This is a genomic window from Pseudoalteromonas sp. BMB (genome assembly GCF_001709235.1).
In the GTDB taxonomy this organism is placed as follows: domain Bacteria; phylum Pseudomonadota; class Gammaproteobacteria; order Enterobacterales; family Alteromonadaceae; genus Pseudoalteromonas; species Pseudoalteromonas maricaloris.
Genome location: NZ_MBQA01000182.1, coordinates 18,613 through 31,848 on the forward strand (window position 1 = coordinate 18,613; position 13,236 = coordinate 31,848).

The following is a 13,236-nucleotide window of genomic DNA, read 5'->3' on the forward strand; positions in this document are numbered from 1 at the left end:
CCAGCCATGTGCGGTTATTTCACAATTTTCATATCCAAGATACTTGCCAATATGTTGCCATCACGACCAAGACGGGTATGGTAAACCTGTCGATATGCCATCACATTTTTCACGTAGTCACGTGTTTCTCGGTACGGGATCAGCTCAATCCAAAGTTCAGCAGGCATGGCCTCTGACGGCAGCCAACGCTTAATTCTATGATAGCCTGCGTTGTACGATGCCGTCGCCAAAATCTCATTTCCAGCATTTTTACGCTTCAAATACTCTAAATAACTGGTCCCCAAACGAATGTTTGTGGCCGGATGATAGAGGCGATTTTTTGCCACGCGCTTGCGGTTATTAACGTATTTGGCGGTGCTTGGCAGCAGCTGCATTAAACCGTGAGCATCCGCACTCGAGCGTGCATCCGGTGCGAAAGAGCTTTCCCGGCGAGCAATCGCAATGCTCCATGCGATATCGACTCGATTACGCTCACTATATTTAGTGAACAGATCTTTAAACGCCATCGGGAAACGTAAATCAACGTAATCCCAAGCTTTGATCTGTGCAAGAGTAAAAATAGTGCTGTCGTACCAATCAAACTCAGCAGCCAATATGGATGCTGCAAGCTTTTCCTCTTTGCTTGAGGTGTTAGTAAGGTAGTTCCACTCTCGGCGTGCTTGAGTATACCTTTCCAGCTCGTATAAAGCCTTTGCTCGCTTAAAACCAGGCGCATGAGATACCCTTTCTACAATGCTGGGGTCAACATTTAACGGCTCTTCATTTAGTGAGACTGGTAATCCTAACCGGGCAGCAGCCAAAAAGCCGTAGTAATCACGCTCTTGTGCTAATTGCTGCCAAATCTCGTTAGCCTTAGCCAATTCGCTACGCTTCGCGAGGCTATATGCAAGCCAGTATTTTTGACCATTGCTAAGCTGCTCGTGACCCACGAATAAGGCCGAGATCCCTTCCCAATCTTGCTCTTTCAGCATGTTACTCATCAGCCACTGGAGTAGCTTTTTGTCCTGCAGCGATTTGGGCACTTTATTTAGCCAAAACCGTGCGTCTTCATGGCCTTTAGACGCAAGTGCCAGAGCAAAACGATAAGCAACACTATCCTTTTGCTGCTGGGTAAAGGTAAACATATCCTGCATCTTCTGCCAGGCACGCAGCGCTAAATCAGGATCGCGCCAAACTAGGCGTCTTACACCATATACCGCAATTTCGGCTTCTTTTTCAGTACGTTTACTAAACCGATAAAGCCCAGCAGCCGCACTCGGATCTTGGCGAACCTTTTTATAAAGCTCGGCAAGATACGCCTCATTTTTTGGTAACAGCTTCTCAAGATAATCTAGCAGTGACGTTTGACCGGATTGCGCAGCACTGGAAATACGCTGCCAGACACGCTCAGGCGTTCTATACCCCGCCTTTTGCCATTGGCTAAAAAGGCCATCACAGGCTTTAGGCTGAGACTTTCCCACCGTCCAAATATCGGTTACCTGATCAAGAATGGCTTTTTTTGGCGCGCCTAAGTCCAACTGATACGCCAAATACGTACATTTGAGTTCAATATCGCTGGTCTCACGATAAAACTCGATGAATCGTGCTTTCTTTTTATGACGCTTTAAATAATCGAGCCAAGCAGAGCGTACTGGCCATTCTAATGGGGTGTGTTCGTATACCGTTAAAAAGTGCTGAATTTCTTGCTGGTACTCAAGTTTAGGATGGCGTTCATAAAACGCCTTTTCAACGTATGGCTTTAGCGGGTGATCGAGCTGCGCTGTTGCAGCTTTAAAATTACTATAATTACCAGACCAAGCGACACGCTCAGCCTCTTTAAATTCGTCGTGAGTGCTATCGGCTGCACAGAGCCAGCTCACCATACATAAGCTGCCTGCAGCTAAGCGGGGTAACCAATATGTCATGCAAACCCTTATTTATCTGCCAAAAGAATACACACCTAAATTGAAATACAGCCAAATTATGCTTATCTAAAGATGGCGCTGAAGACCAAAACTCGGCTTGTCACTTGCGAGCATGCTCATAAATGACACTAAATGCGAGGTGCGTTAAGCCACCTTAGCAAACCGACTCAGGTATTTCAGTAAATGTGCGGTAAATTTTTCATTGCAATTTGCCGCCAAAGGATCCACACTGATTTAAATTACAACTCATCGTACCAGTGTAAAGCACGGGAGAACATGTATGTTAATCAAACGCGAGTCCTTTGTAGTTGATTTTTGCAAAGGCAATATCGCTGAGTTTAAGTTTTGCCTACCAGGCTCAGTAAACAAACTATCTCAGCAAGTACTTAAGGAAAGCCACGAAGCGCTTATCGAATTGAGCCAGCGCGATGACATCGACGGCTTAATTTTTACCAGCGACAAAGACCACTTTATTGTTGGCGCTGATATTTTTGAATTCCTTCCGACTTTCCAACGCCCAGAAGAAGAACTTGTTGGTTGGATTAAAACCGCAACCGATGTCTTCGACGCAATAGAAGATTTACCTTTCCCTACACTATCGGCAGTAAATGGCCTTGCGCTTGGCGGTGGTTGCGAGTGGTTGCTCGCCACGGATTACCGTATTGCAACTGACAACGCAAAAATTGGCCTACCAGAAGTTAAGCTTGGCATTATGCCGGGCTTTGGTGGTACCGTAAGACTTCCTCGCTTAATCGGCGCTGACAACGCAATGACGTGGATCACCACAGGTCAAGAAAACCGAGCGAATGACGCACTAAAAGTGGGTGCGGTTGACGGTGTAGTAGCTGCTGACAAACTCATGGCTGCCGCTATTCGTACCTTGGAGCAAGCCATTGCAGGTAAATTGGATTGGCGCGCGAAACGCCAAATCAAGCTTGACCCATTGAAGATGAACCGTGTTGAGCAAGGCATGAGCTTTGGTATGGCTGAAGGCTTAGTCATGGCAAAAACCAAAGGTCATTACCCTGCACCAATGATGGCGGTACAAACGCTTAAAGCAGCAGCTAACCTTAGCCGCAGCGAAGCGATGGCACTCGAAAACCAAAACTTTGCTAAGCTTGCCAAAACGGCGGAAGCTGCAGCGCAAACCGGTATTTTCTTAGCGGATCAATACATCAAAACGGTTGCCAAGAAACAAGCAAAACAAAGTAAAACAGAGATCAAACAAGCAGCGGTACTTGGTGCTGGTATTATGGGTGGCGGTATCGCTTACCAATCAGCCTACAAAGGTACGCCAATTGTCATGAAAGACATCCAGCAAGGTGCCCTAGACCTTGGTATGGGTGAGGCTGCAAAACTACTTGGTAAAAAAGTACAGCGCGGCCACATGTCGATGGACAAGATGATTGCCACTTTAGGTAAAATCAAAGCAACGCTCAACGATCACGATCTACAAGGCTCAGACATCATCGTAGAAGCCGTTGTTGAAAACCCTAAAATCAAGAAAACGGTATTGGCGAGTTTAGAGTCGCAATTACCAGAAGGTACCATCCTGACTTCAAATACATCGACTATTCGTATTGATGAGTTAGCCACCGCACTTGAGAAGCCAGAAAACTTCTGTGGTATGCACTTCTTTAACCCAGTGCCAAAAATGCCATTGGTAGAAATCATTCGTGGCGAACAGACATCGGATGAAACCGTTGCCGCAGTGGTAGATTATGCCTTAAAGCTTGGCAAGTCTCCTATCGTTGTTAACGATTGCCCAGGTTTCTTCGTGAACCGTGTTCTATTCCCTTACTTTGCAGGCTTCAGCCAACTTGTTGTAGAAGGTGCTGACTTCGCAAAAGTAGATAAAGTTATGGAAAATGTCTTCGGATGGCCAATGGGTCCCGCGTATCTACTAGACGTAGTGGGTATCGATACGGCAAATCATTGTACTGGTGTAATGGCTGATGGCTTCCCTACTCGCATGGCACGTAAAGACAAAGATCCTGTCGCAGTACTTGCGGGTGCCGAACGCTTTGGTCAGAAGAACCAAAAAGGCTTCTACCAATACGCACCAGATCGCAAAGGTCGTTTGAAGAAGAGTAAAGACGACAGCGCGCTTGAGCTGCTGAGCGGTATTTGTGACGCACCAACTGAATTTGATAAACAAACGATTATTGAGCGTTGTATGGTGCCAATGATCAATGAAGTGTTACTGTGTCTGCAAGAAAACATTGTTGCTTCACCGCAAGAAGCAGACATGGCACTGATCTACGGTATCGGCTTCCCTCCATTCAGAGGTGGTGCATTCCGCTATCTAGACCAAATCGGCCTCGCAAACTTTGTAGCAATGGCTGACAAGTACGCTCATCTTGGTGAAATTTATCAAGTTTCTGAGCAAACTAGACAGTGGGCAGATGAAGGTAAAGTGTTCTATCAAGTGGAGGGCCAGTAACATGGAAAACGCGGTAATCGTAGATTGTATTCGTACCCCAATGGGCCGTTCAAAAGGCGGTGTATTTAAGCATAAACGTGCCGAAGACCTCAGCGCACACTTGATGAAAGGCCTACTTGAGCGTAACCCTCAAGTAGCACCAGACTCAATTGATGACATCTATTGGGGCTGTGTACAGCAAACGTTAGAACAAGGCTTTAACGTTGGTCGTAACGCTGCACTCTTAGCTGGCATTCCTCACACCGTACCGGCGGTAACCGTGAACCGCCTATGCGGTTCGTCAATGCAAGCATTGCATGACGCAGCTCGCGCTATCATGACAGGTGCTGGTGACACTTACCTTATCGGTGGTGTTGAGCACATGGGTCACGTACCAATGACACATGGTAATGACTTTCACCCAGGCCTTGCGACATCAGTTGCACAAGCTGCCGGCGTGATGGGGTTAACGGCTGAGTACTTAGCGCTAATGCACGGTATCAGTCGTGAGCAGCAAGATGAATTTGCCGTACGTTCACACCAGCGTGCACATGCCGCAACCCTTGAAGGGCGTTTCGCAAAAGAAATCCTGCCAATGGAAGGTCATGATGCCGATGGTACACCAGTACTTGTCGAGCATGACGAAGTTATCCGTCCAGAGACAAGCCTAGAAGGTCTAGGACAGCTACGTCCGGTATTTAACCCAGCATCGGGTACGGTAACTGCAGGTACCTCTTCAGCGCTGTCTGACGGTGCTTCAGCTATGTTGGTCATGAGCGAGTCTAAAGCAAGAGAGCTCGGTCTTCCTATTCGTGCTCGTGTTAAATCAATGGCAGTCGCAGGTTGCGATCCTTCCATCATGGGTTACGGTCCAGTTCCGGCATCACAAAAAGCCTTAAAGCAGGCGGGCATTACTATCGATGATATTGATGTTGCAGAACTAAACGAAGCCTTTGCAGCGCAATCACTACCAGTGCTAAAAGACCTTGGTCTACTAGACAAGGTAGATGAGAAAGTGAACCTCAACGGTGGTGCAATTGCACTCGGTCACCCACTTGGTTGCTCAGGCTCACGTATTAGCACAACACTTATCAATCTAATGGAAGAGAAAGACGCGAAGTATGGTCTTGCAACTATGTGTATTGGTTTAGGCCAAGGCATTGCTACCGTATTCGAGCGCGTAGATAACTAATTCCAACCAGCTGGTACTGGGCTTTTATAAGACAATACCAGCACACAACTTCAACTTGGTGACCAAGGCAAAACGGCACAGCTGTTTTGCCTTTTTTATTACCTGCATTTACCTCACCTCAGGTTGGCTAAGGCAGGAGTTATCCATACTTGAGCTTACTTACAACATGCGGTTAAAATAGCAATTTCCGTAATTAGCAACGTAACGAACAAGGCCACCCACAATGAGTTTTGATAATACCGACCATACCTTAGATGCAGTAGGCTTACGTTGTCCGGAGCCGGTAATGATGATTAGAGGCATGGTGCGACGGATGAACTTAGGTGAGACGTTGTTAGTTATCGCAGATGATCCATCAACGACAAGAGACATTCCGAGCTTCTGTGAATTTATGGATCACACTTTGGTAGCCAAAGCAGTGGCTGAATCTCCCTACAAATATGTGATTAAGAAAGGTCAGTGATCTCCTCTTTAACACTATTTGAACTCATGAGTCATGAACAATAAAAAAGCGGCATCTGCCGCTTATTTAAGATTTTACAATCACCACCTTTGGTGAGCGAGGATTACGATAATCTAAGCGGATTTCGTACCAACCTTTTTTACTTGGCTTAAAGCTAAAGTAGTTATACACCGTGTTACAATCCGCGACCAGCGGTTGCCCTAGCGTTAACTGCCCTTCACTCTTATAGCCACAGTTGTAGCCTTCACTCCACTGCTCATCAGCAATTTTAAATTCATACACTTTACCTGGGCTCATGAATCTTGCTTTTGTTGCGTAGATCCCCGGTTGTGTTTCTTCAAGACGATACTGAGGTTCGGCATCCCACAGAGTGAAGTCACCGCGTAAATACATTGTCTTATCCAACTCACCAGCAACAACCGGTGAAGTTGACGTTGTTGGCAATTGAAAGTTACTACTACAAGCGGTAAGTGCTAATAGCGCAATCGCCATTGCCCCTTGTTTTTTAATCATAGCTAGACAGCCTTTTACTTGCTTTTACCAATCAGCAAAAAGCCAGCAATTGCTGGCTTTTGTATCAGCAATTAATTTTGTAACACTGAAATATCTGCAGTATTAAGGAATAACTTACTTAACTGACCAAGTAATGCTAAACGATTAGCTTTAACCGCTTCATCGTCCGCCATTACCATAACATTATCAAAGAAGTTATCTACTGCTTCACGTAAACTCGCTAAACGCGTCAGTGCAGTTTGATAATCACCTTCAGCATAAACAGGTGCAAGCTCAACAGTTAACGCAGCAACTTGTGCAGCCAATGTTTGCTCAGCTTCTTCTTGCAGGAGTGAACTCTCCACCGCAGCTTCTGACGCGACGTTATTCTTCGCTAAAATGTTGTTTACACGCTTATTGGCAGCGGCTAACGCTTCAGCTTCCGCCAACGTTCTAAAGTGACTAACCGCTTTTACTCGGCGATCAAAATCAACTGGGCTCGTTGGACGTCTTGCAAGTACTGCTTGGATCACATCCACGCCGATACCTTCATCTTGGTACCAGGCACGGAAACGACCTAACATAAACTCAACCACTTCATCGGCAACATTTGCATTGCTTAGCTTATCACCGAATAACGTCATTGCTTTGGCAACGATATCCTGAATGTCTAATGGTAGTTCTTTTTCTACCATAATACGCAATGCGCCGATGGCAGCACGGCGAAGTGCAAACGGGTCTTTATCGCCTTTTGGTGTCTGGCCGATACCAAAAATGCCAACCAGAGTATCAAATTTATCCGCAAGCGCCACGGCAAAACTGATTGGGTTAGACGGTAGGTTATCACCAGCAAAACGCGGCATATATTGCTCATTTTGTGCTAGCGCGACTTCTTCCGCTTCACCATCAATGCGCGCGTAATGCATACCCATCACGCCCTGAACGTCAGTAAATTCCATGACCATTTCAGTCATTAAATCCGTTTTACTTAGTAAACCTGCACGCTCTGCTAATGCCTTATCAGCACCAAGCTGCTCCGCAATAAAACCAGCGAGTGCCGAGATACGCTCTGACTTGTCTTTTAGTGTGCCAAGCTGCTTCTGAAATAACACTGAATCAAGTGACTCAAGACGACTTTCCAGCGTTTTCTTCTTATCCGTTTCAAAGAAGAACTGCGCATCTGCCAGACGTGGGCGAACCACTTTCTCGTTACCCGAGATCACCACGCTCGGATCTTTACTTTCAATGTTAGAAACAAACAAGAACTTGTTGATCAAGTTGCCTTGCTTATCTAACAGTGGAAAGTACTTTTGGTCGTCTTTCATGGTGTAGATAAGTGCTTCATCAGGTACTTGCAAGAAGGCTTCTTCAAAAGATGCTACTAAAGTTACTGGCCACTCGACTAGTGATGTAACTTCTTCAAGAAGATCTTCATCCATCGCTACTTGCGCGCCGAGCTTTTCAGCTTCAGCTTCAATTTGGCCACGAATTAACGCTTTACGTGCTTCATAATCCGCAATAACGTATGCGCCTTTTAGCACTGCATGGCTATCATCAGCATGTTCAACACGAACACGCTCAGGGTGATGGAATCGATGTCCTTGCAGCTCATTGCTGATAGCTTTACCTAGCACTTCACCTTCAACTTGTTGACTACCAAGTAGTGCAGCCACAGTATGCACAGGACGGATAAATTGCGTCTTGTTCGCACCCCAGCGCATCGGCTTTGGAATAGGTAACTTAGCCAATGCTTTGTTGATCACATCGCTTAGTAACGCTAAGGTCTGTTGCCCCTCTACTTTCGCCTTGTGTAGCAGCCAAGTGCCTTTATCAGTTTCTAAACGCTCAGCATCATTAATATCAATACCACAACCACGAGCCCAACCTAGCGCCGCTTTAGTCGCGTTACCATCGGCGTCAAATGCCGCCTGAATAGCGGGACCACGCTTTTCAACCACTTTGTCGGCTTGTTGCGTTTGCAATGCTTTAACTTGAATACCTAAGCGACGAGGTGATGCATACCAGCTCACGCCTTCATGGCTAAGCTCTAATGCTTCAAGTTCTTGCCTAGTATTTTCTGCGAATGACTCAGCAAGGTTGCGTAACGCCTTTGGTGGTAGCTCTTCGGTACCAATTTCTACGAGTAAGTTTTCAGTCGACATTATTTATCCTTACAAAGCGGGAAGCCAAGTGCTTCACGTGCGTCATAGTAAGCCTGTGCACAGGCTTTTGATAAAGCACGAACTCTTAATATATAGCGCTGACGCTCAGTTACTGAGATAGCATGACGTGCGTCTAACAGGTTAAATGCATGAGATGCCTTCATTACCTGCTCATAAGCTGGTAGAGGAAGCCCTGCTTCGATTAGCTTTTCGCTTTCTTTTTCACACTGGTCAAACTGCTTGAATAATGCCTCTACATCCGCATATTCAAAGTTATATGTCGACTGTTCGATTTCGTTCTGCATGAACACGTCACCATAAGTTACGCGCCCCATTGGACCATCTGTCCAAACAAGATCATAAATGCTATCTACACCTTGTATATACATCGCAAGGCGCTCTAAACCATACGTAATTTCACCCGTTACCGGTGAGCATTCAATACCGCCAACTTGCTGGAAGTAAGTAAACTGAGTCACTTCCATGCCATTCAACCATACTTCCCAACCTAATCCCCAAGCACCTAGCGTTGGTGACTCCCAGTTGTCTTCAACAAAGCGCACTTCGTGCGTTAATGTATCAATGCCCAATGCTTCTAAAGAGCCTAGGTAGAGCTCCTGAATATTCTCAGGCGATGGCTTCAATACAACTTGGAATTGGTAGTAATGCTGAAGACGGTTAGGGTTTTCACCATAGCGACCATCCGTCGGGCGGCGACAAGGTTGTACGTATGCGCTCGACATTGGCTCAGGACCAATGGACTTAAGGAAGGTCATCGGGTGGAATGTACCCGCACCAACTTCCATATCTAAAGGTTGAGCTACAACACAGCCTTGCTGCGCCCAGTAATCCTGTAAAGCCAGGATCAAACCTTGGAAGGTTTTGATATCGTATTTTTGCATAGTTGGCTTATTTTTATCTGGTACTTATCGTATGTAAACGCCTGTAGTAATTTGGCGCTTACGCTAGATTCAATGATTGAAAATTATGCTCAGTATACCGCGAGCGCAGGAGGGTTTTAAGCTTTAAAGCATAAAAAAAGGAGGGAAAATCCCTCCTTTTTACTAGATGTTTGAGTTTACACGTCTAAGTTAACAACTCTCAGTGCATTTGTTTCGATAAACTCTCGACGAGGTTCAACTTGGTCACCCATCAAGGTTGCAAACAATTGGTCTGCAGCAATGGCATCTTCAATGGTCACACGTAGCATACGGCGAGCATCTGGATCCATCGTTGTTTCCCAAAGTTGGTCAGGGTTCATCTCACCCAATCCTTTATAGCGTTGTGTATACAAGCCACGCTTAGACTCAGAGATAAGCCATTCAAGACCAGCCTCAAAATATTCGATTGCTTGAGTCTTCTCACCACGCTGTACATAACCGCCTTCGCTGATCAAACTACCAATCTGACGACCCGTGTTCGCAATGCGGACATAATCTTTAGATGTAATAAAGTCGAAGTTCAAAGTATGTGCTTTATCAACACCATGCTGACGAATATTGATCACCGGATAATACATGTGGCGCTCTTCATCAAATGCAACTTCTGCGTTGAAGATAGTGGCGTCTTCGTCTTTCTTCACAAGATCAGCAACCAAGTTTTCAGTCCACGCCGTTACTTTTGCTTCATCAGATAAGTCTGACTCGGTTAGCTCTGGGTGATAAAGCAAACGGTTCATGATTGAAGACGGATACTTACGCTTTAAACGCTCAATGATATCTATCGTATTCTGATAATCATGTACTAGGTTTTCTAGTCTGTTACCAGTAATTGGCTCTGCACCTTCCGACGGATATAGCGATGCTTCGTTTAGAGCTAATGTCGTCAAATATGAAGTTAGCGCATTATCATCTTTAATATAACGTTCTTGCTTACCCTTTTTCACTTTATATAGTGGAGGCTGAGCAATATAGACATAACCGCGTTCGATGATCTCTGGCATTTGACGATAGAAGAAAGTCAGTAGCAGTGTACGGATGTGTGAACCATCCACGTCCGCATCGGTCATGATGATGATGCGGTGATATCTTAGCTTTTCAGGGTTATATTCATCACGGCCAATACCACAACCTAATGCAGTAATTAGTGTTGCCACTTCCTGAGAAGAAAGCATCTTATCAAAGCGTGCTTTTTCTACGTTCAGGATTTTACCTTTGAGCGGCAGGATTGCTTGGTTCTTACGATTACGACCTTGCTTAGCAGAACCACCCGCCGAGTCACCCTCCACTATATATAGTTCAGAAAGTGCAGGATCTCGTTCTTGGCAGTCAGCGAGTTTACCCGGTAGACCAGCTAAATCCATAACGCCCTTACGACGAGTCATTTCACGAGCCTTACGTGCAGCTTCACGTGCGCGCGCAGCATCAACGATTTTGTTTACAACGGTTTTTGCATCGCCTGGGTTTTCTAGCAAGAATTCAGTTAGCTTTTCAGCCATCGTTTGCTCAACAGCCCCTTTCACTTCACTAGAAACGAGCTTATCTTTTGTCTGTGAAGAGAACTTAGGATCAGGAACTTTAACACTAACAACAGCAGTCAAACCTTCACGGGCATCGTCACCCGTAGCACTGGTTTTATACTTTTTATTAAAGCCTTCTTTTTCCATGTAGGTGTTAAGCGTACGCGTAAGTGCTGCACGGAAACCCGCTAAGTGAGTACCACCATCGCGTTGAGGAATGTTATTGGTAAAACAGTAGATGTTTTCTTGGAAACCATCATTCCATTGCATAGAGACTTCTACGCTAATGCCATCATCACGCTCAGTCGAAAAGTGGAAAACACTTTGATGAACTGGTGTCTTCTTACGATTTAGATACGCAACGAATGCTTGAATACCGCCTTCGTACTTGAAGTGATCTTGTTTATTCTCTTCGCGCTCATCATTCAAAATGATGCTTACACCAGAGTTAAGGAAAGATAATTCACGTAGGCGCTTAGCTAGAATATCGTAATGGAAATTTGTATCTGAGAACGTTTCAGCACTTGGCCAGAATCTCAATTCTGTACCAGTAGATTCCGCTTCACCGATAACACCTAACGGCGCATCTGGAACACCCATAGTGTATTTTTGCTGATGCACTTTGCCATCACGGCGGATTGTTAATTGTAGTTTTTCAGAAAGTGCATTTACAACAGAAACACCTACACCGTGCAAACCGCCAGATACTTTATATGAGTTATCATCAAATTTACCACCGGCATGTAGTACAGTCATGATAACTTCTGCCGCAGAAACCCCTTCTTCTTCGTGAATTGAAGTTGGGATACCACGACCATTATCTCGAACAGATACAGAGCCATCGGTATGAATTGTTACGAAAATATCGTCACAATATCCTGCTAGTGCTTCGTCGATTGAGTTATCAACGACCTCAAACACCATGTGATGTAAACCAGTACCATCGTCTGTGTCACCGATATACATTCCCGGACGCTTTCTTACAGCATCCAATCCTTTAAGTACTTTAATACTCGACGAATCGTAATTTTCCGACATGGTTTCTTCCAATTATTTTGTTATTAAGCTGCCATGTTCCACGTGGAACATTTTAATTTCACGTTCCATTGGTTCAATAACGGCGGCAATACTTTCTGGAGTAATAGCAGTGATAAACAGCTGTGACTGACATTGCGCCAACAGACGCGATACCGCCACCTTAGTATCTTCACTAAGCTCCGAAGGTAAATCATCAATAAGCAGAATTGACTGCTTATTACTCTCTTGGTCAATCAAACTGTTTTGCATTACTTTAAGTGCATACAGTAATAGCTTGAGTTGACCACGAGAAAAAATATGTTCTACGCTGTTTCCTTGAGTATAAAAGTTAAAGTCAGCCTTATGCGGCCCTTTACTTGTATAGCCAAGTTTTACATCTCGCTCTAACTGATTTGTTAATACCTCAGCTAGTTCCCCCTTCCAGCCCGCTTGAAAGCGAATTTCAAGGCCTTTAAAGATAGGGCTTATATCCCCTATCTTATCAAAAAAATGCGTCTGAAACCTACCTATATAAGCCTCTCTAAACATATTTATTTGCTCAGCAAGGCGTACAAACTCCTTATCCCAATAACTTAGCTGGGATTGGAGATCTCTCGGTTTAGATTTCAATAAAGCGTTACGTTGCTTGAGCACCTGATTGAACATTTTCCATGTGGAATAAAACTGATGTTCCACGTGGAACACACCTAAATCAAGAAACTTACGACGCTCTTTTGGACCACCAAAAAACAGCTCATAGCTTTCAGGCGTAATAACTTGAACAGGTAAAACCTGCGCTAATTCTGCCACTTTCCGGCTTGCCTGCCCCTGAATTCGAAGCTTAGTTTCACCACTGGTATATTTACTAATGCCAAGCGGTATAGACAAGTTATGTAGTTGTTTTTTAGCATGAACAACGCAATGAGAAGCTTCATGCTTGATCATTAATTTTTGCAGATTGGTACGGAAAGATTTACCACTGGAGAGAAAGTAAATGGCTTCGAGCAGACTGGTTTTACCGCTACCATTTTCACCGAGAATGACATTAACGGCATTGCTAGGTGAAAGCGCCATCGCCTCAATGTTTCGAAATGCATTGAGGCTAAGGTGAGTTAAACTCATAACT

9 protein-coding genes are annotated in these 13,236 nt (G+C 44.9%); 3 read left to right on the plus strand and 6 right to left on the minus strand.

Features of this window, described 5'->3' with window-relative positions; translation table 11 throughout:
- Window positions 1-14: 14 nt before the first annotated feature.
- A complete protein-coding gene (locus BB427_RS16315) occupies window positions 15-1,904 on the minus strand; it encodes a transglycosylase SLT domain-containing protein (protein WP_069021927.1) in 1,890 nt (629 codons plus the stop codon).
- A 280-nt stretch (window positions 1,905-2,184) separates the two neighbouring features.
- Between BB427_RS16315 and fadB the strand changes: the two genes are divergently transcribed.
- From fadB to tusA, 3 genes are all read left to right on the plus strand, one after another.
- The gene (fadB, locus tag BB427_RS16320) at window positions 2,185-4,347 is read left to right on the plus strand and encodes a fatty acid oxidation complex subunit alpha FadB (protein WP_069021929.1); all 2,163 of its coding nucleotides are present in this window, start codon (window positions 2,185-2,187) and stop codon (window positions 4,345-4,347) included.
- Between the two features lies 1 nt (window position 4,348).
- Window positions 4,349-5,518, plus strand: a complete 1,170-nt coding sequence (gene fadA, locus BB427_RS16325) for an acetyl-CoA C-acyltransferase FadA (protein ID WP_010604167.1) — start codon at window positions 4,349-4,351, stop codon at window positions 5,516-5,518.
- A 223-nt stretch (window positions 5,519-5,741) separates the two neighbouring features.
- Entirely contained in the window at window positions 5,742-5,981 is a 240-nt protein-coding gene (gene tusA / locus BB427_RS16330; RefSeq protein ID WP_010376829.1) for a sulfurtransferase TusA, read from the plus strand.
- 66 nt (window positions 5,982-6,047) lie between these two features.
- Here the strand turns inward: tusA and BB427_RS16335 are convergent, their stop codons facing one another.
- The 5 genes from BB427_RS16335 to recF all read right to left on the minus strand — a co-directional run bounded on the left by BB427_RS16335 (window position 6,048) and on the right by recF (window position 13,232).
- Window positions 6,048-6,494, minus strand: coding sequence for a hypothetical protein (locus BB427_RS16335; protein WP_010376831.1), 447 nt, complete (start codon window positions 6,492-6,494; stop codon window positions 6,048-6,050).
- Between the two features lie 71 nt (window positions 6,495-6,565).
- Window positions 6,566-8,635 carry a glycine--tRNA ligase subunit beta gene (glyS, locus tag BB427_RS16340; RefSeq protein WP_069021931.1) on the minus strand — a complete coding sequence of 690 codons (2,070 nt, stop codon included), beginning with the start codon at window positions 8,633-8,635 and terminating at the stop codon, window positions 6,566-6,568.
- Complete coding sequence (glyQ, locus tag BB427_RS16345; RefSeq protein ID WP_010376835.1) at window positions 8,635-9,537, minus strand: glycine--tRNA ligase subunit alpha; 903 nt, start codon at window positions 9,535-9,537, stop codon at window positions 8,635-8,637. The genes glyS and glyQ overlap by 1 nt, the downstream gene beginning before the upstream one ends.
- Before the next feature lie 176 nt (window positions 9,538-9,713).
- Window positions 9,714-12,131, minus strand: coding sequence for a DNA topoisomerase (ATP-hydrolyzing) subunit B (gene gyrB, locus BB427_RS16350; protein WP_069021933.1), 2,418 nt, complete (start codon window positions 12,129-12,131; stop codon window positions 9,714-9,716).
- Window positions 12,132-12,143: 12 nt separating this feature from the next.
- Window positions 12,144-13,232 carry a DNA replication/repair protein RecF gene (recF, locus tag BB427_RS16355; protein ID WP_010604162.1) on the minus strand — a complete coding sequence of 363 codons (1,089 nt, stop codon included), beginning with the start codon at window positions 13,230-13,232 and terminating at the stop codon, window positions 12,144-12,146.
- Between the last annotated feature and the right edge of the window lie 4 nt (window positions 13,233-13,236).

Coding starts and splice junctions, on each gene's coding strand:
- fadB (WP_069021929.1), top strand. CDS start 2,185: ATGTTAATCAAACGCGAGTCCTTTGTAGTTGATTTTTGCAAAGGCAAT.
- glyS (WP_069021931.1), bottom strand. CDS start 8,635: ATGTCGACTGAAAACTTACTCGTAGAAATTGGTACCGAAGAGCTACCA.
- gyrB (WP_069021933.1), bottom strand. CDS start 12,131: ATGTCGGAAAATTACGATTCGTCGAGTATTAAAGTACTTAAAGGATTG.
- fadA (WP_010604167.1), top strand. CDS start 4,349: ATGGAAAACGCGGTAATCGTAGATTGTATTCGTACCCCAATGGGCCGT.
- BB427_RS16315 (WP_069021927.1), bottom strand. CDS start 1,904: ATGACATATTGGTTACCCCGCTTAGCTGCAGGCAGCTTATGTATGGTG.
- glyQ (WP_010376835.1), bottom strand. CDS start 9,537: ATGCAAAAATACGATATCAAAACCTTCCAAGGTTTGATCCTGGCTTTA.
- tusA (WP_010376829.1), top strand. CDS start 5,742: ATGAGTTTTGATAATACCGACCATACCTTAGATGCAGTAGGCTTACGT.
- recF (WP_010604162.1), bottom strand. CDS start 13,232: ATGAGTTTAACTCACCTTAGCCTCAATGCATTTCGAAACATTGAGGCG.
- BB427_RS16335 (WP_010376831.1), bottom strand. CDS start 6,494: ATGATTAAAAAACAAGGGGCAATGGCGATTGCGCTATTAGCACTTACC.